The sequence below is a fragment of the Pedobacter hiemivivus genome (genome assembly GCF_005144565.1).
Taxonomy (GTDB): Bacteria; Bacteroidota; Bacteroidia; order Sphingobacteriales; family Sphingobacteriaceae; genus Pedobacter; species Pedobacter hiemivivus.
The window spans coordinates 245769-271729 of record NZ_SWDX01000003.1; the positions used below are offsets into that span (position 1 = coordinate 245769).

Consider the following 25961-nt stretch of genomic DNA (forward strand, 5'->3'; position numbering starts at 1 on the left):
CCATATAATGAAGACAAGTATCAACCTTAGCCCAACCATTATCGTAATTTTTGGTGGTACCGGTGATTTAAATCTGCGCAAATTGGCGCCTGCTCTTTACAACCTTTATGCTGAGGGCTATATGCCCGAAAAATTTGCCATTATTGGTACGGCAAGAAAGCCACTTAACGACGAACAGTTCAGAGGGACACTGATGGCGGGCGTAAACAGCTTCTCACGTACGGGTAAAGTGGATAAGGATAAATGGGGAACTTTTTCAGAGAATATTCATTACAACTCGGTTGATGTTAAGGATTCAGCATCTTTTGACAACCTTAAAGTTACCATAGATAAATTTAAAGATGAATTCGGTGCAGGCACACAAATCGTGTTTTACCTGGCTGTATCACCTGATCTTTTCCCATCAATAGCCAAACGCCTGGCTAAATTTAAGATGGCAGAAAATGAAGATAACTGCCGTATTGTAGTCGAAAAACCATTCGGTAAAGATCTGGATACTGCCCGTGAATTAAATGAGCTATTGAAATGCCGCTTTACAGAAAAACAGATCTATAGAATTGACCACTACCTTGGTAAGGAAACTGTTCAGAACATTATGGCCTTCCGTTTTGCCAATTCATTTCTCGAACCGCTTTGGAACAGAAACTATATCGACCACGTCCAGATTTCGGTAACAGAACAATTGGGTGTAGGCGATCGTGGTGGTTATTATGATGGCTCTGGTGCTTTACGCGACATGATTCAGAACCATTTGTTACAATTGCTATGTATCATTGGTATGGAAACTCCAATTAATCTAGATGCGGATGAAATCAGGGATAAAAAGGTAGATGTATTGAAGGCGATGCGCACTTTCTCTGCCGAAGATATCCGTTTCAATACGGTACGTGGACAATATGCCAAAGGCTGGATTAAAGGGGATGAGGTTGTAGGTTACCGTTCGGAGAAAGATGTTGCAGATGAGTCTAACACAGAAACCTTTGCAGCTATTAAATTCTTTGTTGACAACTGGCGTTGGAAAGGCGTACCGTTTTATGTACGTACCGGAAAACACTTAGCACAAACTTCTTCTTTGATCACCATTCAATTTAGAGATGTTCCTCATCACGTATTCCCGGGAGGGGCGGCGGAGCATTGGCAGCAAAACAGATTGATCATAAGTATACAGCCAGAAATGAGTATCCGTTTGCAGGTTCAGGGCAAAAGACCTGGACTGGACATGATACTGAACCCTGTTGACATGGTATTTGATTACAAAGGAACTTACACAACTGAATCTCCAGAAGCATACGAAACGTTGTTACTAGATGTAATGACTGGTGATCAAACGCAGTTTATGCGTGCTGACCAGGTTGAAATTGCATGGGAGTTGTTGATGCCTGTAGTCAATGCATGGGAAACTAAAAAATCGTTGAGCTTCCCTAACTATACTGCTGGTTCATGGGGACCAGAAGATGCCGAAGCATTGATTGCCAGAGATGGTTTTCACTGGTTCACTTTACCTTTGAGCAAAGACTAATGAATTTATTGATCTATAAAACACAAAACGAATTATTAGAAGATCTTGCAGCCTATATCATCAAAATAGCCAATAAGGCAATTGATGAGCAGGGTCGCTTTAATTTCGTACTGACTGGTGGCAATTCGCCCAAGGCTTTGTACGAAATGTTGGCTACTACCTATAAGGACAAAATAGACTGGACCAAAGTGTTTTTCTTTTTTGGCGATGAGCGTAATGTGATGCCTACGCATGAAAGCTATAATGGCCTGATGGCAAAAAATGCCATCCTGGATCCCTTGAATATTCCTGCAGCACAGATCTTTTATGTAGATACTACCCTGGCACCAGAAAAAGCAGCGATAGAATACAATAAAGCTATTGTAAAGCACTTTGATGGTGCTGATTTGATCTTCGATCTGATTTTATTGGGTATGGGTGATGATGCACATACGGCATCGTTGTTCCCAGGAACCAGTATCTTAAAAAATGAGAACGTTGAAATTGATTCTGTGTATGTAGATAAGTTATCTACTTACCGTATTACTTTTACCGCACCATTAATCAATAAGGCAAAGAATATAGCCTTCCTTGTTTTTGGCGAGAATAAAGCGAAAGCAGTAAAACATGTGATTGAAGACGAGCACAAGAATACGAGCTTGTACCCTACTCAATTGATCCAACCAATTGATGGCAGCGTAACGTGGTTCTTAGACGAAGCCGCAGCAAGTTTACTAGAAAACTAAAAAAGGGGGCCTCTGGCCCCCTTTTTCTTTTAAATATCCAGTAATCTCCGATGGTAATTGATTTGCCCAAGGTGATATCCCAAGTGTATACTCAAATGCACCAGCATAAAACCCACAGAACTCCCTCCTGCTACAATTTTAACCAAAGGATAATCTCCACTCAGGTCTTCCTCAGATAATCCATCCAGCGTCGTATTTACCGCCTTAATCGTATCCTCAACTTTCACCAGCAACTCTGCTCTCGGAACATCCTTTAAAGAGAACTCCAGTTCTCTGTTTCTAACATATCCTGTTTTCCCTAGCTCGGCACCAATAAACGTATTCAAATTTCCAACCAGGTGCAAACATAGGTTACCCGCAGAATTAGCGATTCCCTTGTCTACAATCCATAAATTCTCCTCTTTCTGGTATTGTTCAATTTCAGACTTTAGTTTATTCAGATCTCGCGTAAAAAGTGATTTTAAAGATTCTTTTAGCATAATAAAATAGTTATCGACTAAAAGTAAACAGAAAAATCAATATTACTATTTCTTGGGACCGAACAATCTATCAGCTTCAGCTTTCAACTCATCAAGCTTTACATTTACCTGATTAAACTTCTCTTCAATCAACGTCCTTTTGTCGATGATGCCTTTAAATACATCTACTTCTGTTTGAATCCTTTCTAGAAGATTCTTTTGGTTTAGTACTTTTTTTTCCATATACTTTAAATTAGTTATAGTAAAAATGGCGAAAGCGTCAAACACATCAAACATTCATATTGTTCATTAATTTACAACAATATTTATCAACTTTCCAAATATATTAAACAATTAATTTCATTGGTGTTACGCTTAAAAAATGAACACAATGAACAAAAAGCAAAAGTTACGATTCCTATAGTTTTACCACCATACAAAACGGTTTAGTATTTAATCCTAAGCATAAATATGAGCGATTATACAAAATATCCGGATGTAGAGCTGGTCAGGCTTTTAAAAACCTCCGACCATGCAGCTTTCACCGAAATTTACAACAGGTATTTTTATCTACTATATGTACACGCAGTTAAAAAGCTTCAGGATGAGGACCTGGCTAAAGATCTCCTTCACGAGCTTTTTACCAAACTTTGGGTTAGACGCGAATGGCCGCTAACCGCCGAGAACCTGACCGGCTACTTGTTCACTTTAACAAGAAACCGCATACTCGATCATTTCTCTCATCAAAAAGTGAAAGCAAGGTATATGGACTCCTTAAAAAACTACATGACTATATGGAGTACCAGTCGCACCGATGCCTTGGTAAGAGAGAATGACCTCAATGCCCTGATCAATAAAGAAATCGATGCCATGCCAAAAAAAATGCGGGCCATATTTGTATTGAGCAGAAGAGAACAGCTCACTTATACAGAGATCGCCGAGAAGCTAAACACCAACGAAAACAATGTTTCTAAGCAGGTAAACAATGGAATTAGGTTACTTAAAAAAAAATTAAGCATTTTTTTTCATTTCCTCTTCCTATTTTAATACCCCTCCTCGTTTTAACGTTAATCAATAAGACAACAACAATAAAAAATGGACGACAAAGACCCGAAAGACTTACTCCTCAAATACACTTCAGGCACTTGTAGTGAGGAGGAGAAGCGCCTAGTCGACGATTGGTATGCTAGCTACAATACAGATGTAGCCGATATTTCATTTGAAGAAGTTGAAGCAGCAAGGCTGGAGGTTCTTAGCCTATTGCCGCAGCCGAAAAAGTCAGTTAAGAAAATATTAATGCCTTGGCTTAAACCACTTACAGGTGTTGCTGCAGCTTGTACACTTATATACGGTATTCATTACTTCTTAAAAGAAGAAATTGTTCCAAAAACAGATACAAAAACAGCGGCGCTTGTCAACGATATAAAACCAGGCTCCAATAAAGCTACCCTTACCTTGCCAAATGGTAAGACCATTGATTTAGCTGATGCTAAAGAAGGCGAAATCGCCAGCGAGCAGAACGTAAAAATTATAAAGAAGGCAGATGGGCAACTCCTTTACCTATTTAATCCTGATCCGGTTTCGGCAACAGGCAAAATGGACTCCCTACCCTCAAAGATTACAGGCAAAATAAGTTATGCAAAAGACCACCCAGGTTTAAATGTCATCATGACTCCATCTGGGGGACAATACAATATCGTTTTACCAGATGGCACCCAGGTTTGGGTAAATGCCGGGTCAACACTTAAGTTCCCTTCCACATTCGAGGATATGCCAGAGCGCCGGGTTTATTTATCAGGTGAGGCTTACTTTGAAGTTAGGCAAATCCAATCTGTTTTAAATATGAAACGCAGAGCGCGAAAAGTACCGTTCATCGTACAAACCAATACACAAGAAATAACGGTATTGGGCACGCGCTTCAACATCAACAGTTACGATGAGGACGGATTGATCAAAACAACTTTAGCCCAGGGGCTGGTCAAGGTTTCTACGCCATCAGAAAATGTGACTATTAAACCAGGACAAGCAGCCTACAGTTCAGGTACTGTTATCAGGGTAGAAAAGACTGATGTAGCAGCAGATCTAGCTTGGAAAAATGGCGAGTTTAACTTCGACAGTGATAATTTAAGTGAGGTTATGAAAAAAATTGCAAGATGGTACGACGTAAAAGTAGTGTATACTGATCCAAATCTCGGCAGTAAGCCTTTTAGTGGTATCATCACAAAATACGCGAATATCTCTGAAGTATTGAATTTACTGCAGCTCACAGGTGCAATCAAATTTAAGGTTCATGGAAAAACGGTTACGGTTATGAAATAAGTTATAATTGAAAAATGGGAAAGTTGATACGGCCTTGGATGGAGATCCAGGGCTTTATTTTCTCAAGAACTCCTCTTTCTCCTTTAGTAATCTGATGACTTCATCCTGCTGCTTTAGCAGCTCAGTGCTGTGCATCAATTCAGCGGTCAGCTTATCCAGTGCTGCCTGATGCGCTAATGCCTCTGCCTGGCGAAAGCTGGCAATTGGCTCCGCATCATTATAATAGGAAAAAAGGTCATAGTTCAGCACTCTGCTCAATATCAACATCAGCTCAGAGTCTATACTTCTACGTTTATAAATATCCGAAACGTTCTGTTTGGTGCAATTAATCAATTCACTAAGGTCAGAAGGCCTAAGGTTATTTCTTTCGGCAATCTCTCTTACGAATTCTCCAAATAATTTAAATTTATTCTTCATAAAACAAATATTTGTATAAAAAATAACATATACACCTATTACAAAGTAATTATTTTTATTTTTTATGAAGTTATTTTTGCCAATGTAAGATTAAATGTTTACATTTGTTCTATGTCAACATGTACCTCTAAGCTGTTCTAGCTTACCCCGAGGTACAACTGTTGTTCATTATTGCACAAAATGAACAACAGTTTTGTAGAAGAAAATCTACCTAAAAAACCCATGAAAACTGCCCAAGAACCGCTTTTATCCCATTTAAAAAGAAATAGATGTTTTTACTACTGTTTAATCAATCTAAATAGTGATAAGGTCTTTATTGAACAATACGGCAGCGGCTAAGCGCTGTTCAAGCACAAAAAGACCGATCATTTAAAGGGCCAACAAGGCGAAAAACACTCAGGAACAAAACTGCCTTAACAATAACCTAACAGGCATTTAACACGACTTTAATTTAGAAATCAGCGGAATATCGACACCAAGATAGCTACCCCTTTCTTTCTTATTTTGAACAAAGTTTCGGCCTGAACAAAATGAACAAAATGAACAGAATCCAAATCTTCTATTATTCGGTTTATTGATTTAAATATCAACATAGGGATATTACATTCTAGTATTACACACATTTAAAGACTCAAAGACATGGGCCAGGCGACCGATTACAAGCAACTTTCTGACGCTGATCTCGTTATTCTTTTAAGAGAAGCAGATCGGCTCGCATTTACAACTATTTACGATAGATATTGGGCTTTATTATTTAGTCATGCCCGAAAGATGGTTAAAGATGAGGAAGAAGCAAGAGATGTTGTTCAGGAGGTATTTATTTATCTCTGGAACAGGATCGACGAAATAACCATCACATCAACTTTATCTGCCTACTTGTATTCATCAGTTAGGCATAAGATATTAAATGTTATCAAGCGAAGTAAGCTTAGAGAGAAATACATAGACTCTTTAATGGCGTTTGAAGAAACAGATCCTGACTCGAGCGAAGATTTAATCGCAAAAGAGTTGGCTACGCGCATTGAAGACGCCATACATCAGCTTCCGAAAAAAATGAGAACCGTATTTGAATTGAGTAGAAAAACGAATCTTTCTCATAAGCTAATTTCTGAAGAATTGGAGATCTCTGAAAACACAATAAAAAAGCAAATCAATAGGGCACTTAAAATGATCAAAACCAGGTTAGCGACGATTTCAACCTTTCTAATCCCCCTTCTTCATTTTTTTTATTCTTAATAGTACACCAAGGGCATTACAAATTGCCTTATACTAAGACCAATTGTTATTTTTTGTAATTATGGAAAGAAAAGAAGCTGAAAAGCTGTATGACAATTACCTAGAAGGTACCTGTACAAGAAGGGAAAAAATCCTTTTTGAAAAGTGGTACAACCAATTCATCAGAGAAAATGACGATGATGATGACGGACCTAGAAACCTTGGGTATCAAAATCGAGAAATAGCTAAACGTCTCTCAACAGCGCTCATTGTCAGAAGAATGAACTGGCCGCTCAACATTCTCCTTACTGCGGCAGCAATAGCAATTATTGGTACTGCTGCTACGCTCCTCTTTAAAAAAGCTGATCCTGCGCCTATACAATTTGCTACCGATATTAACCCAGGTGGCAACAAGGCAACTTTAACGCTGCAAAACGGTAAAACGATTCAACTCAGCGATGCAAAAAGCGGTATTATCATCGATGCCTCAAAATTGACCTATAATGACGGGACATTCATTAACAACGAGCAGGCCCAATCCTTTACCGTCTCCACTCCTCGTGGTGGCACCTATCAAGTGCAACTTCCAGACGGTTCAAAGGCATGGCTTAATGCCTCATCCAGTATAACTTATAACGCCGCATTAAAAGGGCAAGAAAAATACCGAAGTGTTAAACTATCCGGCGAAGCATATTTCGAGGTAGCTAAAGATAAAAACCACCCTTTCGTTGTTACCACAGATAAACAAAGGGTTGAGGTACTAGGTACCCACTTTAATGTATCTGCCTATAACGATGATCTCGCAGTAAGCACAACCCTGTTGGAGGGCAGCGTTAAGGTTGCCCCTCTTACTACAAGTGCTGTAAGGAAAGAAATAATACTAAAGCCTAATCAACAATCTGAATTTGACGCAAATGGCATTACTGTACATGCAGTTTATGCGGATGATGTTATTGACTGGAAAAATGGATCGTTCAGCTTTGCAAGCGAAAGCCTGGAAAGTATCATGAAGAAAATCTCACGCTGGTATGATGTTGAGGTAGTATATACGGATAAACAAGTTGGAGATAAGCCCTTCAGTGGGGCTATATCTAAATACGAAAAAGTCTCCCAGGTATTATGCCTTTTAGAGGCAACCGGGGAGGTGAAATTTAAAATTAATGGGAGGAGAATCACTGTTATGAAGTAAAAAAACAACCATTCAGTACGCGTACGCGCGCGCGGATAAGGCAAAAAAAAGTCGCTTATGTCTACGAAACACAAACGACGATAGCCTGTATTCAATCAAAAGTATCGAACTATCAACTAAACAGACAAACGAATTTAGCGAATTTTATTTAATCATCAAAATTAAATTTAAATCATCGTAAGCTACGTTTGTCATAAAACCGATGAAATGTATAAGATCAATTTCATGAACAGGGATGCTCTCATGAACGGCATCCTCAAAACATTCTTCATAATGCGGCTAACCATTATTATAATTTTAATAGCAGCAATCCAATTGAGTGCAAAAGACTCGAATGGACAAAAGCTAACTTATAATAAAAATAACGCCACCATTAGCGAAATCTTTAAAGAAATCAAACGCCAAACCGGATACAATGTGATCTGGTACGAAGGTAAACTTAATTCCCACATGCCTATTGATGTAAATTTTTACAATACGCCACTTGATAAAGTGATGGATAATGTTTTAGATGGACGCGCCGTAACCTACCAAATTATAGGAAAGGCCATTGTTGTTAAAGCGGGTGAGCCTGCCTTTCGTGATAAGGTTATTAGCACTCTGGCTACAATTGATGTGCGTGGCCGTGTGCTTGATGAAAATAACACGCCTCTGGTGGGCGCGGTTGTAAAAGTAAAAGGCGGCTCTGCCTCCACCCCTACCAATTCTAATGGAGAATTTCTGTTAAAAAATGTGGATGAAAATGCTACCCTAGTTATCTCTTTTTTAGGTTACGAGACCCGGGAAGTAAACGCCGCTAAAAATATAGCAACTATTAAATTAACGCCCAGCACAGATAAGTTGAAGGAGGTAGAAATTAATGCGGGATATTATAGAGTAACAGAAAGAGAGCGTACTGGATCAATATCTAGAGTTACAAGTTCAACAATAGAAAAACAAGCTATTAACAATCCCTTGATGGCTTTGCAAAATAGAGTTCCGGGGTTGGAAATTACCCAGCTAACTGGCATTCCAGGTGGTGGCTTTAAGGTTCAGATAAGAGGAAGAAATAGTGTTTCCTCTGCGATTGGCAATGATCCGTTTTATATTGTTGATGGAGTCCCGTTTCCGTCCATTCGCATCAATACACAAAATTCTCAGGCCATCACTCAAGGGGTAAATCCTTTAAGTATGATTAATCCTAATGATATTGAAAGTATTGAAGTCCTAAAAGATGCGGATGCGACGGCAATATACGGATCAAGAGGAGCAAATGGTGTAATACTAATTACGACAAAAAAAGGATCGCAGGGAGACGTCAAGGTAAATGCGAATGTTTCACACGGCTTTAGCGAGGTTGGCCACCAGTTGGAGCAAATGAACACAGAGCAATACCTTAATATGCGCAGGGAAGCCTTTAAAAATGATGGACTAACACCAAGCGCAACAGATTATGATTTAAATGGAATATGGGATCAAAATAAGTACACAGATTGGCAGGAAGTATTTATTGGGGGTAAAGCAGATATAACCAGTGCAGGTTTAAATATTTCCGGCGGGAATAAGTCAAGCAATTATATAATTGGTGGGAATTATTATAATGAAGGAACGGTTTTTCCAGGTGATCTTGGCTTTAAAAGAGGCGGAGCTCATGCCAATATCAATTTTGGAACACCAGAAAGTCGGTTTAATGCAAGTTTCACAGCAAACTATTCTCAATCGACTAGTAACCTTACAACATCAGAACTGACAAGCTTTATTTCTTATGCACCTAACGCTCCGGATTTATATGACCAATATGGGAATTTAAGTTGGACTTTTAACAATGGGACCTTAATTCTAAATCCAGGGGCTGTTTTGTTAGGAACAATCGATGCAACTACAGCTAATATGGTCGCTAATGCAAATCTAAGTTATCGCATCTTAAAGAACCTGGTTTTAAAAACTTCCATGGGCTATACTACTATAAAAAGGGAAGAGTTAGCTAAACGCCCAATCACACTGCTTAATCCTGCTACAAATCCTGCTTCTACCAGCCGATCAACCCAATTTGGAAATACCTTTAACAATAGTTGGATAGTTGAACCACAGCTAAATTATAGGATAAAATTAGGCGGCGGAAGTTTGAATGCTTTAGCGGGCATGAGCTTTCAGGAAAATACTGCCGAAATTCGCAATATTACTGCCTCAAATTTTAGTAGTGATGAGGTCATGGAAAATATTCAATCTGCTACTACATTTAGCATTCCTGAATCAACTTTTACAACATATAAATATGCAGCATTATTAGCAAGGCTTAACTATAATTTACTTGATAAGTATATTCTTAATGTAACAGGCAGAAGAGATGCTTCAAGTAAGTTTGGGCCAGGAAAGCAGTTTGCTAATTTTGGGGCTATAGGAGCGGCCTGGATATTTTCAGAGGAAAAGTTTCTCAAAAATAATTTATCTTTTTTAAGTTTCGGTAAGTTGAGGGGGAGTTATGGTATAACCGGGAACGATCAGATACTTGATTATGGGTATTTGCAATTGTATTTAAGTAATTCAAGCTATCAGGGAAGCCCATCAATTATTACATCAAGGATAGCGAACTCGGATTATGGTTGGGAAACCAATAAAAAGGCTGAGGTGGCACTTCAGCTAGGATTTTTGAAAGATAGGATTAATGTAGAAATTGCTTATTTCAGAAATGTATCCTCTAATCAGTTGTTATCGAGTCCGTTGCCGCCAAGTGTGGGTGCTAGCTCTATACAGGCTAATTTGCCTGCAACGGTTCTAAATAGGGGTTGGGAATTTGAAGCTTCATGCAAGATATTAAACCAAAACGATTGGAATTGGACACTGGGTTTTAATCTCAGCATACCTAAAAATAAATTGGTTTCATATCCTGATTTTGCTAATTCTGGTAATTCAACACTGGTTATAGGACAACCGCTCTCTGTGTACAGATATTATAATGTGATGGTTGACAAGCAAACCGGCTCCTATACTTACGAAGATAGGGATGGGAATGGTTTAAGAAATGATGCTGATTTGTATTTAAATAAATTTTTAGGACAAATTTTCTATGGAGGATTAACCAGTAATGTTCGTTACAAACAATTGAATCTAGATTTTTTGATTTCATTTACTAAGCAAACCGGTACAAGTGTAATAACTAAACCGGGAGGAATATTTACAGGTGGTTTAGGTGCTAATAACCCTACGGTAGTATTAGATCGTTGGCAAAAACCTGGAGATCAGATGGCTTTCCCAAAATTCAGCACTGTTAATAGTTCAAATACTAGCCTTGGTGATTTTGGCAGCCAAAGATTTTCAGATAATTCATTTGCCCGGCTTAAAAGTATATCCTTAAGCTATAGTGTCCCAAAACAATGGCTTTCTAAAATTAAAATTAAGGATGTGCAGATTAATCTCCAGGGGCAAAATGTATTTACTTTAACCAAGTATAAGGGACTTGACCCCGAAAATCAGATACTATTGAGACTTCCGCCGCTTAGGACATTTATGCTGGGAATAAAACTGACAATATAAACTTAGACATATGAAACGCATTTATTTTTTTGTGATTGTAATGGTCACTGGTTTAGGAACTTTATTTTCCTGCAAAAAGTTTATTGAAATAGATCCTCCTAAAAACAGTCTGATTCCTGCGACAGTTTTTAAAAGTAATGATCTGGCAACCTCCGCTATATTGGGTATTTATCAACAAATGGCAGCACTAGGTTTCGCTTCAGGGGATGCAGGAAGTATTTCAACTATATGTGCTCTAAGTGCTGATGAATTCATCGGATACCAGACCAATCTTAAGTTGGTATTTGAAAATCAAATCAGTCCCGAAGTTTCCATAACCAATGACTTGTGGACTTCATCATATAAGCGAATTTATGATGCGAACGCTATACTTGAAGGCTTGGAGCTAGAAGGCGGAATAACCCCGCCTGTAAAGATTCAACTTCAAGGAGAAGCCTATTTTATCAGAGCATTTAATTATTTCTATTTAGTGAATCTTTATGGCCCTGTTCCGTTGCATCTTTCAACTGATTATCAATTGAACAGCAAAGCTGTGCGGAGGCCAGTAAATGAAATTTATGATCAGATCATTAAAGATCTTAAAGCGGCTGAATTATGTTTACAGGATAACTATGCAAGTACTGGCAGGGTAAGACCCAACAAAGCAACAGTACATGCATTATTGGCCAGAACTTATTTATATTTAGGAGATTGGGCGAACGCTGAAAAGTATTCAACATTTATTCTTGAAAAAAACAGCGCCTATAAATTGGTTGGTCTTGATCAGATTTTTTTAAGCAACAGCCTGGAGACGATCTGGCAACTGATGCCAGCAGCCGGTACAAATACGCCAGCTGGAGCTTTTTTAATACTTACAGGAGTTGTTCCACCCACATTTGTATCCTTAAGGGCTGATTTTGCTGAGCAAGCTTTTGAATCGAATGATGCAAGAAAGCCTGCATGGGTGAAAAGTATTTTAGCCAATGGTACAACTTACTATTATCCTTTTAAATATAAAGTGAAGTCGTCTGCAACTGTATCAGAATATACCACCGTATTTCGTTTAGCCGAACAGTTTCTGATCAGATCTGAGGCAAGAGCTCGACAAAATAACCTCATAGCTGCCATAGATGATCTGGATGCCATTAGAAATAGGGCTGGTATTCCACTAATGAAAGTAATTAACCCTGGAATCAGTAAGGAAAATTTACTCATCGCCATTCAAAAAGAACGTAGGGTTGAGCTGTTCTCAGAATGGGGAGATCGCTGGCTTGATCTAAAACGTAATGGTAAATCGACTGCCGTTTTAGCTCCGATAAAGCCTAATTGGAAGCCTGATTATGTGCTTTATCCAATCCCGTATGTGGAAATTAGTCGTAACCGAAATATCACACCAAATAGTGGTTATTAGGCAATGTAACAGTTGCATTAGCACGTTTTAAAGTTTAACATTAGCAATTAAAGGGCTTTTAGTAACAACCACCGGTACCAATGCCTAGTGTTTTTCCAATAGTTAAGTATTAGTGCCGCCCATTAATTTAAATGTAATTCAATAGGAAGCCATCAGGATTATCAAAGCGCAATCATAAATCACGATAGCTTCATCACCATTAAAAAACAATTATATATTGATGAAAAATCTTAAAAAAATCATAATAATAGCTATATTTTTCGCTATATCGGCAAATGCATTTGCACAATCAAAAGATGGACACCCTACCTTTCGTGGATCTGTGAAATTACCTGGGAATTTCAAGAGCAGTTTTGATTCTTTGCTTATCACCTATTGGGCGCCCTCTTTTACCGGAGGAAGTTCAGCTGCAGGAGCTATACGATTAGTAACGGATGAGCATGGGAATTTTAGTTTCAATTTGCCAAAATACACCAAGCCTTCCCTGTTCCGGATATATATACGTCGGAAAAATCAAAACGAAATGATATTTGATCACCGATTTTTTGAACCTTTTGATTCCATTTATATTAACCTTTTTAAAGGCGAGGGCTATAGTACTGCAGTCTTTTCCGGTTATGGTTCAGAAAAATATAATATAGCGAATCAGCTGGACAAAATACACAAGGAATATACTGATGAATATATAAAATCACGCAAAGTTTACAATGATTTAAGAACAAGACTTATTTACATTGAAAAGCTTACAAGGGACTTTGAAAGAAAACAGATCCATTTAATTGAAAATTCTGGATTGGATCAAAAAATGCAAAAATTAGTTAAATATGAAAATGGGCAAATTTATTCTTCATGGGTACTTGAGCATCATGCAGAACTAGGTTGGGCTAAGGATGATCAGTCTCGTCAAATTTTAAAAGAAAGTTTTAATAGGAATCGGCTGGAATTTAGTCATCCGGTAGACCCGGTAATGGATTTATGCTCTGTGTATTTGTTAGAATTGCCTGGTCTACTAGCAAGAGGTATGGAGATTAATTCACCTGTTTTTACGCTGGAATCATTCTATCATATATTAAAAAATAATTATTCGGGTCATATTAGAGATATTTTATTAACTAATCTATTTCTGGGGCGCAGGGGATTGATCAAGGGTATGCAATTTGATAATTCCAGCTTTGATTCTTTAATGCGTGAGGGAGAAAAACTTGTAGTTAGTCCCGAATTAAAAAAACGATTTCATTATCGGCTTAGAATGGTGGTTGGTGAAAAGGTGTTTGAAGCTTCATTTATAGATTTAAATGGCAAAACCGTAAGTCTTTCGTCTTTAAAAGGGAAGGTAGTATTAATTGATATGTGGAATATAGGATGCGGATTCTGTGCAGACTTTCATAAAAGATTTAAAAAAGAAATTTTACCTTTTTTAAAAGATGAGAAAGATTTTGTTTATCTTTCTATAGGTACCGATAAGACTAAGGAAAAATGGCAGGATGGCATAAATAGTGGGTTGTATACCTCACCGGAATATCTTAATGTAAGCACGGGGAATTTAAGCTTAGACCATCCTTTTGCTAAATTTTATGACATACAAGGTCTCCCTTTTATAATGGGTATGGATAAAAATGGTAAAGTCTTTTTTAGAGAGTCACCTGACCTCAAAGATCTGCTGGATCAAATCAGAATCGCATTAAAGCAAACTCCATTTAAATCAAAAGAAAATTCTGCACTACGTTAATAGTAACGGATCTAATTCATATCTGACTATCAAAGTGCCATAAATAGCAAATATTAAATTTCCACTTATTCTAAAATCTCTTAGTTTAACGCCATTGTATTTTGGGAGATAAAAACTGTACTGGTATTTTCCGCTATCCATATTGTAGACGTCAATAATCTGATTTTCTTTAAAATTAGATGTTTGCTCATTATCTGCTTTTAATAATGAAGCAATGTATAATTCGTTTTTGCATAAGGTATAAACTCGGTTAACTGCATTTGGAGGCGTGGACTGAGTAAAGGTATTTACTTTATTTTTAGTGACTTTGGCTGCCTTAACAACTGCAGTGGTTACCGTATCAATGGTTTTACTTTTATAAAGCAGTTTCATGTTAGTGTCCAGGCAAAGGAATTCTCCACGGTAAAAATACATGTAAAACAACTTTGAATGCATTTGGTCAAATTGTAGATATCCGTCAGTGCAAAAGAATCCATCTGTTTGTTTTTCAATCTGATAGGTAGATTTCACTTTACCTTTAAGATAGTTAATTTTAACCAATTGCCTTTGAGGCTGCTCTCCTTTTATTAAAAGATTTTTACCAATTAAAGAAGATCCTGAAATTAAACTGGTCTGGTTTATCCAGATTTCAGGACCTTTGAATTTTCGGCCTTTTCCTGTAATTTTAGAAATGAGTGTTAAGTTTCCTGATAGATCATCAGTAACGGCTATTGTGGTGTCCCTTACGCTAATGGTTACTTGTTTAGGTGCAGCTTTTAGACCTGTCGATAACTTTAAGTTTCTCCACTTTAATTTTGAAAGAGCAAAGTCAATTAAATACAGACCCGAAGGATCATTCAAATTTTTAAGATGTAATTCTGTTGGTGAAATACCCGCAAAATAGAATACCGTAGGAGGCAGTTGATAGGCTTTTGTGAACTTTATATGCTGTTCTTTAATTATTCTAGTGAACCCATTGTTTTCATTGTTTTGATTGAAACCATGAATGGATAGAATGATTGTAAAAGACACTATGATGACTGCCAAAATATAAAGGAGATTCTTTTTCATTTTCTAATATGCTAGGTAGTTAATTGAGAACAAGTGATATTCCCCTTAATTAAAGCTGAAAAGAGTATTCAGAAAGCATTTTTCCAGGACCTTGCCATCCAGCGCCGCCTGGCATTTCGTAAATGAAGACATCTCCACCATTTTTAATTGAGCAATCAGGAATCCCACCCTCACAAATAAAGTCAGGAGTTGGATACCAATTTCCAGATAACCAAAGACTTGTTGCATGAGCTCCGCTTATAGCTACTAAAGCTACTAAAGCGGTAAAGAATAATTTTTTCATTTTATTTATTTTTCTGATTAAAGAAATGGGCCAAGTATAATTGCTTGACCCATTCCCCTTGATTACAATGAATAGTTGTAAATAGAAATCTGAGTTGATGTGCCTTGGCTTCCAGAAGCACCTGGTTGCGTGTAAACAGTCTGACTTCCAAATTTAGCTGAGCAATCAGGAATACCACCATCACAAATAAAGTCAGCGGCTCCTTGGCTATTATCTAACCAAAGACTTGTTGCATGAGCTCCGCTTACAGCTACTACAGCTACTAAAGCGGTAAAGAATAATTTTTTCATAATTTTATATTTTGAAAATTTAATGCCTACTATTTCGGTTACAGGATTTCGGCTTTCCCTGATTCTATTGGCCAATGAATATTTTTGTAAGGCTTATGTCGCCTTTTTTTCTATAATTTTTGCTTGCATTAAAATTCCAATTAATGCTAGGGCTATAAATGCGATGTTGAATATTAAATGCTCTGTCCAGCCAAGCTTTTCCAATACACCGCCACAACTGCAGGGAATAGAATCGGTAAAGTTTAAAATCGTATAGATATAAGCGGTAAATAAAGACATCAAGCCAAAAGCAGCATATAATCCCAGCATCACTGTTCTATTAATGATCAGCATAATAGAGATGATAATTTCCAGGGCTGGAACCATCCAAACCAATATATACGCATAGTCTGTGATGATTGGCGATTTACTTATCTGAAGTTGGAATTTATCATACTCCATTAGCTTACTTGTTGCGGCATACAAAAACAGGAGTACATACAAATAGATTATTATGTCAACAATAGTTCTTTTAGTTTTATCCGAAAACCAACCTTTTGATTTTTTGTTCATCGTTGTTTCCATTTTTAGAATCTTAGTCATTTGTAAATTTTAATTATTCAAACGCTTCGTCATCCATCTTTCCCTAACGTCAATCTCAGAATCGAAGAAAAGACCTGGACTAATAGTCCATCAGATTAGCCCACGGCCTTTCTTAGAGTAAAAACTGTATATAATTTGGTTTCATTTGTATTAGCTACTTTTTTTATTGAATCGCGATTGCTGTAACTTATGTCTTTCCCAAGCCAAGCCCCACTCTCCTTTTGCAATCGCCTCATTCCTTATTTTAATTGCTCTTTTCAAAGCCTGTGCCTCCGTATCTGCAAATACCTTCGAAATAAACAAACCATGATAACTCTCTGCTCCACCATAAAAGCAAATGTTGTGTTCTTCGTTTTTAATATCTTCTTCATCATTGTGGTATTCACACATAAAAATATCTCTCGGCGTAGTACTCGTTTGTTCAAGTGTAATGTAATACGAACTCTGCTGCTCATCCATCACATCACAGCTATTTGGCTTCTGGAAATGGATCGTTTTATCAGCGTTCATAGTTTTGAGTATTAGCGTTTTGTTATACCAAATGTAAGGGGCTTTTGAAGGATAGTTTGTTACAATTGTAACAAACTAGTGTTACAATTGTAACATTTAAAACATTAGGCTAGCTGCCTGTTTCTATGCTGTTTATATAATGCATAAGCATTACTAAACTTACACCTGGAAACTCCAAGATGTGTAGCAATACAATCCTGACTAATCCTATTACTTAAGGTAGGATTATCATTGAGATACAAGCGAACCCGATCTTCCACACTCAACTTTAACAAGCGCTGATAGAACATCGCATACTTTTCACGTTCTGCCTGAAGACACAGCACACAGGAAATCATTTTTGGGAAAGTATTCAATAAGTTTTTTAAGCTGTAATAATCTATAGTTAGTAGCTCCCCTTCCTCCAGCATCTGAACAGTTTCCACACGTTCCTCTTCATTCTGAAAACTGTTGACATCAAATATTACATCATGCTTTTTCCAGATTCTGGAAATGATCGGTTTATCGCTAGAAGTATCATAATAAAAGGTGCGGGCAATGCCGCTAATAATGTAGAACAATTTCCCATCTTCGAAAGATCTGCTTTCTTCGAGGTATTGATCTTTAGCAAAGTTTTTTAATTTACTGCTTTGCAACAGTAAATCGACAAATTCTGAGAGTTGAGCGCCAACAATTGATTCTAATTTAGGTAGAATTTCATTCCTGATGATCCGTTCTAATCTGTCTTTGTTTGATTCATTCTGAAATGGTATCATATATTCCTGATTAAAAAGATTTCAATAAACTACTGGTAACCAAAATATCGTAATAACTCAAAATTCGTGACTATTCTTTTAAGTTCATCTGGATTTTTCTGGCAAAATGCAGTAATTTTAAGCTACCCCTCGTGCAAGAAAAATGCTACTCCTCCCTGAGCTATATCACACAAATTCGGACTTCATTTGGCGTAATGCCAAATCTCTTTTTAAAAGCACGACTAAAATAATTTGCGTCCTCGTAACCAACGCTTACAGCGATCTCTTGTACGGTAAGTTGAGTGGCTAAAAGCATTTTTAAACCATGGTGCGCACGCAACTCTATCACCTGTTGATGTAAGGGTCTGCCGAAGTAAAGTTTGGCCAGCCGGACCAACATCGTCGTAGAGATCATAAAGTGGCTGGCCAGAGCGGGCTCATCGCCAACAATTTTATTGGCAAAATTTGCAGTTACAAATTCACCAATTTCCCTGGCCTTAAGCTCCTGGCTTTTTGCCTGGCGAATGCTATCATGTAATTTGACCAGATATCTGCTGATGCAGTCATTTACAAAAGTATGCATGTCATTATCTAAATCTCTTACCCCAATTCCTTTATTCAATGTCCTGAGGCCAGTATATACCTGATGTCCGATACTAAACCCGGGTAAGCTAAGGCATTCCAATTCGCCCTCGTTATAACTGGTAATAAGCTCGCGCAACTCTTCGAGTGCACCGTATTTCTTAATTAGCCATTCTGGCCAGATGTTTAAAACCTGTACCTGGTGTTCGCCACACATGATACTGCATTTATATTTGCCTGCTTTGAGGTAAACCAATCTGCAGGAGTTACCAAAAACTTCTGAGATCACTTCGTCGTCCTCGTTGTAAAGTATAGAACAGCCGTCCAGCGAAGCAACCATAAAAAAAGAAGGCGCGGTAACTTCTACATCTACCAATGCATGTTTTTCTATTTTATATTCATATAAGTGAATATGAACCAGGTAATGATCCATAGATTGAATGAGCAAGGTGCCCTCATCCAAGGTTAAATAACTAGCGTCGCCCAGCTTTAATGGGAAAGCGCTTAATTTTTGTAGCCCATCTGAAGATAAATCAATTGTGATAATGGGTTGTAAATCGAGTTTGACATGAGAGTGCATAGGTATTAGGTTTATTAAAAGCGAGAGCAGCTGCAGAAATCAATATGCAGACTGTATTAAACAATAACTGGTTTACCCAGCTCATAGTAAGAAATGAATGACCACAAGCACAAGGGATATAGGTGCTGGCATTTAATAAAAACATAATATAAAAAGAAAAAAATACAAACCAAAAGCTCGTGATATAAAGTCCGAGCAGCTTCGTTTTTCGCCTAAACAACAATACAGCAATGGCAATTTCAATTATAGGAATAAGCCAGGATAATGCTAAAGAAAAAGAAGACAAAATGGGAAACTCCGCAAGCTGAGCCTCGAATTTATCCATATGCATAAATTGGATCTCTGCTATTAGCATAAAGAGCAATCCAAAAAGATAGGCAACCAATTGGGTAGTCTTGTTATAGTGATTCATAATGTCTGGAAATTTAAAAACCATATAAAGATCAGGAGTGAAAATGAAATTATATGAACTCACTTATACGATTTTTACTGAACTCACTTTTGTTCTTCTTTTTTATAATCTTTTAGTTTACATTTGTTTAACAACCAAATACGCTCTTAAAAACGCTTTCAAACCATGAAAAATAAATATTCCATTGATTGGCTTATTCCGGGTTTAGATAAGACCAAATGTACTAGCCAAATTATAGATTTCATTATTCAGGCCGTTACCTCAGGTGATCTGATGGCAGGGGATTTTATTCCCTCCTACCGGGCGCTGGCCAAGCTAAACAAGGTTGGCGAAAGCTCTGTGAGAAGAGCCTACACCAAGCTTGTAGATACCTATTGGCTAACCAGTAATCCTGGTTCGGCAACTTCCATTTCAAAGCACAATCCTACCGAAAATCTTATCCACGAAGAATCTGGTTTCACAGAACGCTTTTCGGCAGGTATGCCTGTTAAAAATAAAAATGCGGAGCCGAAAAAAATCGCGGAACCCTTTAGTGGGGTCGGCTCCGACTTTCCAAGTCCGGCCTCCTTCCCTGATGAAAAATTATTATCCTATTATGTTCCTTTGCTGGTAGAAAGCAAAGGTTTGACTCAGGCCGAGTTTTTTGCTGCTTTTGACAGTAAAGAATTAAGAGCAGCGGTGATAGACAATTTAAACCGTAAGCGAGGCTTTGGTTTAAACCAAGACATGCTGACGGTTATTCATGGCAGAAAAAGCAGTCTGGACCGCGTATTCAAATGCCTCATTACCCCCGGCGATGTGGTGGTAAACACTGCTCCTTTCGATTTAAAACTGGCGATAGCCCTGGAGAAATGCGGTGCAAAGGTTCAGATCATAGATCGTAAGCATGACGACTTTTTAGAAAGGCTGGAACAATTGCTTCAAAACACAAAAGTAAGGGCGATACACATTCGTCCACAATGCAGCTATCCAGAAAGCTATTCATTAAGCGAATCAGCTTGTAATAGGCTAATTGAATTGGCAAAGAAATACAAGATATGCCTTATTGAAGAGGAAGACGATCATGAGTTTTGGTACGGTAAGTATCCTTTTAGAGCATTGGCGAGCCGCCGCCATGGTGGTTTTGTAATTTATATGGGCGCCTTAAGTAAAGCCAGTCCGGAAACAAGTGCGCTTAGGTTGGTTGTAGCACCTACTCAGTTTATTGCTGACATGCAATTGCTACCCAAGCAATCTATCGAGCATAGGGATGTGATTAGAGAGCGGGCGATCGCCAAAATGATCACCAATGGCGATATGTTAGAGTACGCCCGTGACATCAGACTAAAATCGAGGGTTTATCGGGATCAGTTACACAAGATCCTTAAGGACCATTTGGAAAAACATATCGAGTACCAGGTCCCTCAAAATGGCTTAACCTTTTGGCTGAAGTTTGATGAGGTAATTGACCTGAATATGGTGCTGGATAAACTAGAGGAAATGGGTGTTCCTGTTCCTTACCATCCAAACCATCAGAAAACCAAAGAGAAACTAAATCATATGATGTTGGGCTTTGGCGCTTTTGACATCGATGAAGCCTTAGGCGGGGCAACCTTGCTTGGGCAGATCATTTCGGGTTTACACCCGAAATAACCGATTTTGTTTAGGCGTTCGTCATCATATTTTTTTCTTAAGAGAGCCGTATCATTTGTATGACACGGCTTTTTCGTGTGCGCAGGATGACGACCGAGGCAATGCTAAAGTTTTCTTTTTAGTTAACTGCATAAAAGCAGTTAGCTACCTCCATATACCCGGACATTACCCGGACGTTACTCGGACATTACTCGGACACTACTCGGGTGGAGCCGCGTAGTATCCGGGTAACGTCCGGTTAACAGCTGTTAATTAGAGGTGAAATAGATTACCTTTGACTAGAATCGGAGCTTCAGCTAAAGACTGAACAAGATGAACGGACTGAAAGGGTTCTGATCAGCCTAGCTTTAACGTTATGTCCAGGCTCTCGTTCAGACTCAACCAAATATCCGCCAGCTGCGCGATGCTACTATTGATCTTGATAGTAATGGTTGCCGGTATGGGACAGGTTAAGGGGCAGTATGCTAAAGTTAGAGCGGAATATGTTGGCCCATATCCGGCCAACACAGGTGGTACTAATGGAGCTGCTGGTACAGCTGGCATTGGAGGCAGTCAAGGAGCCCTGGGAACCCATAGCACATCCACTCCGGCTGACCTTAACGATACAAATTACACTACGAATTTTGCTGCTGTTAAGGCTGCAAGTGGTACCAACGGAACAGGGATTGGTGGGGGAGCTGGTAAATCAAGTACTTCTTACTTAACCTTAAATTTTACAGGAACAATTTCGCCTAAAATAGGTGATCAGGTCTTTTTAAAAATCAGCCCTTCAAACTCTGTAGTCTTAGTAGGAGCCGACCCTAAATCACAGGTAACCATACAAGGTTTTAATGGGGCCACATCTGCGGGTTCCGCATTCGCATTGTCAACATTAGCAACTAATGCTGATGGCTATTATGTATTTCCTGTTACAGCTGATTTTACATCCATAAAAATTCTGGTAACAACAGGTGATACTGGTTTAGCCACGGGAAATCCTGCAACTACACAAGCAGACGTATACGATGTTTATATGTTTGATCCAACATGTAATCCAGCCAAATCAACCGCAATAAACTTTACTGGGGTATCATTACTGAGTTCTATCAATAATCCAGATAATGCCATTGATGGAAACCTATCCACATATTCAAGCTTTAATGCAGGAATTGGCCTCGGTGCAACACTAATAGAGTCCATCAATCTATATCATCTTTCGAAAGTTGGAGAAGCTGCCACAGTTACCTTATCCGTACCACAGGCTTTAGTCGCTGTCGGTCTATTAGGAAACCTTCAGATAGAGGCTTTTAACGGAGCTACTTCAGTTGGTGCAATTAGTGTAAGTGCCTTACTTCAGGGTACAGATCTCCTCGGCCTACTGCAATCCGGAAAAATATCTACGCTAACCTTTCTGCCACCCGGAGGACAGTTTGACCGTATTAACGTATCAATGGGCTCACTCTTAAATGTTTCTGGATCACTAAATCTCTATGAGGTTCAGATCACTCCTGCTAAACCTACCTTCACAGCCCCTTCCCTCCAAAATATCACCATTTGCTCCGGCAACACCGCAACTTTCACACCTAATGCCCCAGCCTCAGGAAATGAACTTAGGTGGTACAAAAATGCTACCGGTGGAACCTGGGTACCAGGAAATTCATACACCACAGCCAATCTAACTGCCCCAGATACGATTTATGTAGCCCAGGCTATAATTGGCTGCGCTGGAGAATCAGAAAGGGTCCCCGCTACAGTTGTTGTCAATACCATAGTCCCAGGAAGCATTGCTGCCGGACAAACCATCTGTTCTGGAACTCAACCCGCGGCTTTTACCGGTGTAGCTGCGACCTCTACCGCTATAGGAGCGGTCATTACTTATCAGTGGCAAAAATCATCCAACGACAATACCCATTACGCCAATATCAGCGGTGCAACAGGCGCCACTTTTACCGAAAGTGCAAACCTCAACCAAAATACTTATTACAAACGAATAGCAACAACTACCCTTAATGGAGTAAGCTGCACAGCAAATAGCAATGAAATTGTGATCACCCTCCATCCCAAACCTCCAACTCCTTTTGTATCCATAAACTAATTAAATAAAACTCTTAAACCTTAAATTATGAAAACGAAAATTACCACTTTCAGACTGTTAACCATCGCATTCGTATTGTTTGTATTACCTATCGGCGCATGGGCACAAACATTCCCGCTTTATCTCTGCGGGGATGGAACAGCCATCTTAAAACCTGATGCAACAACTACAGGAACATTAAAAGCCGGAGATAAGGTTGTTTGGCAAGAATTTTCAACAGCAGATGCGCCAATGAATACGGCAACAGAACTTACGGTCGTAACAGATGGCATTGCACCTGATTTTCAAGTAGGCGGATCAGGTTTAAGTGATGGTGAACATCGTTATAAAGTTTTTATAAAAACAGCAACTGCAAGCTGTTCTGGAGATGTATCGCCAGCACTTGCCCTCTATAATTTACCAGATGCATCAGTAACATTGGGAAGTCCTTCGCAAAGTACCTTCTGCGAGGGCGGCTCACATCCAACGATCCAAGCTTCGACACTAACGGCAACTGCAACAACCATTAATGCTTTACTGACTGACGTGAGCTATGTGTACAGCTGGACAGCGACAAAAAATACGGTTGCGGTAGCGGATATCACAACTATCGGGACTCAAACTGCAAATACGTTTACACTAAACAACCTTGCTACTGCAGGTTCGTATGTATTAACAGCTTCCATTAAATACGCTGTTGCTGCCGGGCAATTAAAATCCGGAGATGCGCTAGGTTGTGTAAAATCATCAGGAGCGTCGTCGGCGATTACTGTTTCACCTAAACCGGCTACACCGACCATCACATTTAACTAAAAAGATTAAAACGTATTCATGTTTAACAGAAAACAAGGTTTCGTAACCAGTCTGCTGTTGCTTAGCGCAACGGCAGGCTTTGCGCAATCCAATGGTTCGAGCCAAACAGTAAACCTCCCGCGTGGAGCTTCACTTAAAGCTAAAGCCAATTCTGTTAATGCGGTTTCCTATCAATGGTTAAAAGATGATGTTGCCATTACTGGCGCTACTTCTGCTGATTACACAATATTACTTGCAGGAACTTACAAAGTAGTGTCGTTTAATGCTGCCGGCTGCGCGTCGGACATCTCCGATCCGGTAATCGTAAACATCTCCCCCACATCCTTGCTGACCGCTGATCTGATGATCAATAAAAACTCGGAGTCCAGATCTATAACCATCAACCAAACTTTCGAATACCTGATACAGGTTAAAAATAATGGAGTTGGCGATGCTACACTTTTAAAAGTACAGGATGTTTTACCTGAGGAACTCATTTTCGAGGAGATGATGAATCCGCTATTGGGATTGGCGCGATATAACCTGGGTACGAAGACCATTTTATGGGAAATCGATCAGTTAAATAATGGGCAAATGGCCGACCTGAAGATCAAAGTAAAAGCCATAAAATCTGGCATCATCAGAAATACGGCTACGGTAACCGCACAGGAAACTGATCCTAACCTGCAAAACAACACTTCTACCGACAGCAAATCAATTGTAGGTATCATTGTACCCAATGTGTTTACGCCTAACGGAGATGGCTTAAATGACACCTTCGTCATACCGGGACTAGAGTTTTATGAGGCCAACGAGTTGACTATAGTGAATCGCTGGGGTGGTACGGTTTACGAAAAGAAAGGTTACCAGGGCGATTGGGCAGCTACAGGGCTTACCGAGGGCACCTATTTCTACTTGCTAAAAGTAAAAACAGCAGGCAACAAATGGGAAGTGTATAAAGGATTTGTCACGATGCTTAGAAGCAAATAATATGAAGAAAATTATACTCCTGCTTTTTATTTCCAGCTTCCTATTTAGTGCAAAGGCACAACAGGACAGTCAGTTTACCCAGTACCTGTTTAATGGCCTACACATTAACCCTGCTTATGCGGGGTATAAGGATGATATTTACATCCAGTCTTTTTACCGATCTCAATGGGATGGTATTAATGGTGCACCCAAAAGTTTTTCGGTTGCTGCTGATGGCGCTTTTAATGACGGCAGAGTAGGCTTAGGTCTGATCCTCGCTAATGATCAGCTGGGTGCTCAAAGTTACCTCACAGCTTATGCAAACTATGCCTACCGCATCAGGCTGGGCGACGATGAAGCTTCTCAACTTGCTTTCGGAATAGCAGCTGGATTGCTGCAACTTGGACTGGATGGCAATAAGCTGGAAGGTTATCGACCGGGTGATGAGCTGATTCCTGTAGGTTCACAAACCAATACGGTACCTGATGCACGTTTTGGAATTTATTATACCAATAAAACCTATTTCGCTGGTTTATCGGTAACCAATGTGCTGGCAAAATATATGGCAAAAACGAATACGCAGAATATGATGGTGCCGGTTCCGCAGCCACACTTCTACTTTACCGCAGGAGCCATGTTTCCTTTAAGTGAGGATGTGCGCCTAAAACCGGTATTATTGGTTAAAGATGACACCAATGGTCCTTCGTCTGTAGATTTGAATGCTTTTGTATTGCTCAAAGAAAGGGTTTGGATTGGTGGCTTTTACAGAACTTCCTTTGACTTTTACAAAAAAGACTACTTACAAACTGGCTTGACGAAGCAAAATGCAATTGGCGCAATTCTGGAGGTTTACACCAGTCAAAATATCCGGATCGGTTACGCCTACGATTACTCGCTTAACAAGTTACGCGATTACAATTCCGGCAGCCATGAAATATCCGCTGGATTTTACATCAACCGTAAAGACTCGAGAAGAAACAGGGGGTTAAGGTGCTATGATTTTTAGATTCTCCATCAT

General features: G+C 39.0%; 25 protein-coding genes. 14 read left to right on the top strand and 11 right to left on the bottom strand.

The features are described from left to right. Positions 1-7: 7 nt before the first annotated feature. Positions 8-1519 carry a glucose-6-phosphate dehydrogenase gene (gene zwf, locus FBD94_RS08190; RefSeq protein WP_136879841.1) on the top strand — a complete coding sequence of 504 codons (1512 nt, stop codon included), beginning with the start codon at positions 8-10 and terminating at the stop codon, positions 1517-1519. Beyond that, positions 1519-2244 (top strand): 6-phosphogluconolactonase, encoded by a 726-nt coding sequence (gene pgl / locus FBD94_RS08195; protein ID WP_136879842.1) that lies wholly within the window; start codon positions 1519-1521, stop codon positions 2242-2244. The genes zwf and pgl overlap by 1 nt, the downstream gene beginning before the upstream one ends. 29 nt (positions 2245-2273) lie before the next feature. Here the strand turns inward: pgl and FBD94_RS08200 are convergent, their stop codons facing one another. Both FBD94_RS08200 and FBD94_RS25905 read right to left on the bottom strand, forming a co-directional pair. After that, positions 2274-2723 carry a DinB family protein gene (locus FBD94_RS08200; protein ID WP_136879843.1) on the bottom strand — a complete coding sequence of 150 codons (450 nt, stop codon included), beginning with the start codon at positions 2721-2723 and terminating at the stop codon, positions 2274-2276. A 45-nt stretch (positions 2724-2768) separates the two neighbouring features. Further along, on the bottom strand, positions 2769-2945 hold the full coding sequence (locus FBD94_RS25905; protein ID WP_169472250.1) for a hypothetical protein: 177 nt from the start codon (positions 2943-2945) through the stop codon (positions 2769-2771). A gap of 228 nt (positions 2946-3173) precedes the next feature. Between FBD94_RS25905 and FBD94_RS08205 the strand changes: the two genes are divergently transcribed. Then, on the top strand, positions 3174-3749 hold the full coding sequence (locus FBD94_RS08205; protein ID WP_136879844.1) for an RNA polymerase sigma factor: 576 nt from the start codon (positions 3174-3176) through the stop codon (positions 3747-3749). Between the two features lie 48 nt (positions 3750-3797). Continuing rightward, on the top strand, positions 3798-5021 hold the full coding sequence (locus FBD94_RS08210; protein WP_136879845.1) for a FecR family protein: 1224 nt from the start codon (positions 3798-3800) through the stop codon (positions 5019-5021). A gap of 54 nt (positions 5022-5075) precedes the next feature. Here FBD94_RS08210 and FBD94_RS08215 read toward each other — a convergent pair whose 3' ends face one another. After that, positions 5076-5438 (bottom strand): helix-turn-helix transcriptional regulator, encoded by a 363-nt coding sequence (locus FBD94_RS08215; protein WP_136879846.1) that lies wholly within the window; start codon positions 5436-5438, stop codon positions 5076-5078. A 639-nt stretch (positions 5439-6077) separates the two neighbouring features. Here FBD94_RS08215 and FBD94_RS08220 point away from each other — a divergent pair. From FBD94_RS08220 to FBD94_RS08240, 5 genes are all read left to right on the top strand, one after another. Continuing rightward, positions 6078-6674 carry an RNA polymerase sigma-70 factor gene (locus FBD94_RS08220; protein WP_136879847.1) on the top strand — a complete coding sequence of 199 codons (597 nt, stop codon included), beginning with the start codon at positions 6078-6080 and terminating at the stop codon, positions 6672-6674. Positions 6675-6735: 61 nt separating this feature from the next. Beyond that, entirely contained in the window at positions 6736-7842 is a 1107-nt protein-coding gene (locus tag FBD94_RS08225; RefSeq protein ID WP_136879848.1) for a FecR family protein, read from the top strand. Between the two features lie 207 nt (positions 7843-8049). Further along, positions 8050-11355 carry a SusC/RagA family TonB-linked outer membrane protein gene (locus tag FBD94_RS08230; RefSeq protein ID WP_136879849.1) on the top strand — a complete coding sequence of 1102 codons (3306 nt, stop codon included), beginning with the start codon at positions 8050-8052 and terminating at the stop codon, positions 11353-11355. 10 nt (positions 11356-11365) lie between these two features. Next, positions 11366-12745, top strand: coding sequence for a RagB/SusD family nutrient uptake outer membrane protein (locus tag FBD94_RS08235; protein ID WP_136879850.1), 1380 nt, complete (start codon positions 11366-11368; stop codon positions 12743-12745). Positions 12746-12965: 220 nt separating this feature from the next. Beyond that, positions 12966-14474 carry a TlpA family protein disulfide reductase gene (locus FBD94_RS08240; RefSeq protein ID WP_136879851.1) on the top strand — a complete coding sequence of 503 codons (1509 nt, stop codon included), beginning with the start codon at positions 12966-12968 and terminating at the stop codon, positions 14472-14474. On the opposite strand, the gene FBD94_RS08245 is transcribed toward FBD94_RS08240, so the two are convergent. The 8 genes from FBD94_RS08245 to FBD94_RS26590 all read right to left on the bottom strand — a co-directional run bounded on the left by FBD94_RS08245 (position 14466) and on the right by FBD94_RS26590 (position 19521). Then, entirely contained in the window at positions 14466-15524 is a 1059-nt protein-coding gene (locus FBD94_RS08245; RefSeq protein ID WP_136879852.1) for a hypothetical protein, read from the bottom strand. The two genes, FBD94_RS08240 and FBD94_RS08245, sit on opposite strands and share 9 nt — an antisense overlap. 49 nt (positions 15525-15573) lie before the next feature. Further along, positions 15574-15807 (bottom strand): hypothetical protein, encoded by a 234-nt coding sequence (locus tag FBD94_RS08250; RefSeq protein ID WP_136879853.1) that lies wholly within the window; start codon positions 15805-15807, stop codon positions 15574-15576. A gap of 62 nt (positions 15808-15869) precedes the next feature. Next, a complete protein-coding gene (locus tag FBD94_RS08255) occupies positions 15870-16097 on the bottom strand; it encodes a hypothetical protein (RefSeq protein ID WP_136879854.1) in 228 nt (75 codons plus the stop codon). Positions 16098-16190: 93 nt separating this feature from the next. Continuing rightward, complete coding sequence (locus tag FBD94_RS08260; RefSeq protein ID WP_136879855.1) at positions 16191-16679, bottom strand: MauE/DoxX family redox-associated membrane protein; 489 nt, start codon at positions 16677-16679, stop codon at positions 16191-16193. Positions 16680-16829: 150 nt separating this feature from the next. Further along, entirely contained in the window at positions 16830-17189 is a 360-nt protein-coding gene (locus FBD94_RS08265) for a hypothetical protein (RefSeq protein WP_136879856.1), read from the bottom strand. A 104-nt stretch (positions 17190-17293) separates the two neighbouring features. Next, entirely contained in the window at positions 17294-17944 is a 651-nt protein-coding gene (locus FBD94_RS08270; protein ID WP_136879857.1) for a Crp/Fnr family transcriptional regulator, read from the bottom strand. Between the two features lie 160 nt (positions 17945-18104). After that, a complete protein-coding gene (locus FBD94_RS08275) occupies positions 18105-19085 on the bottom strand; it encodes a helix-turn-helix transcriptional regulator (RefSeq protein WP_136879858.1) in 981 nt (326 codons plus the stop codon). Next, positions 19039-19521: a MauE/DoxX family redox-associated membrane protein gene (locus FBD94_RS26590; RefSeq protein ID WP_136879859.1), complete on the bottom strand. Its 483-nt coding sequence runs from the start codon at positions 19519-19521 to the stop codon at positions 19039-19041. Before FBD94_RS26590 ends, FBD94_RS08275 begins: the two co-directional genes overlap by 47 nt. Positions 19522-19662: 141 nt before the next feature. Between FBD94_RS26590 and FBD94_RS08285 the strand changes: the two genes are divergently transcribed. From FBD94_RS08285 to FBD94_RS08305, 5 genes are all read left to right on the top strand, one after another. Beyond that, entirely contained in the window at positions 19663-21129 is a 1467-nt protein-coding gene (locus FBD94_RS08285) for an aminotransferase-like domain-containing protein (RefSeq protein ID WP_136879860.1), read from the top strand. Between the two features lie 403 nt (positions 21130-21532). Next, positions 21533-23203, top strand: coding sequence for an immunoglobulin domain-containing protein (locus tag FBD94_RS08290; protein ID WP_169472252.1), 1671 nt, complete (start codon positions 21533-21535; stop codon positions 23201-23203). A 27-nt stretch (positions 23204-23230) separates the two neighbouring features. Further along, the gene (locus FBD94_RS08295; protein WP_136879862.1) at positions 23231-23995 is read left to right on the top strand and encodes a hypothetical protein; all 765 of its coding nucleotides are present in this window, start codon (positions 23231-23233) and stop codon (positions 23993-23995) included. Positions 23996-24013: 18 nt separating this feature from the next. After that, positions 24014-24964: a T9SS type B sorting domain-containing protein gene (locus FBD94_RS08300; RefSeq protein WP_136879863.1), complete on the top strand. Its 951-nt coding sequence runs from the start codon at positions 24014-24016 to the stop codon at positions 24962-24964. A gap of 1 nt (position 24965) precedes the next feature. Beyond that, complete coding sequence (locus FBD94_RS08305) at positions 24966-25949, top strand: PorP/SprF family type IX secretion system membrane protein (protein ID WP_136879864.1); 984 nt, start codon at positions 24966-24968, stop codon at positions 25947-25949. The last annotated feature ends 12 nt before the right edge of the window (positions 25950-25961 follow it).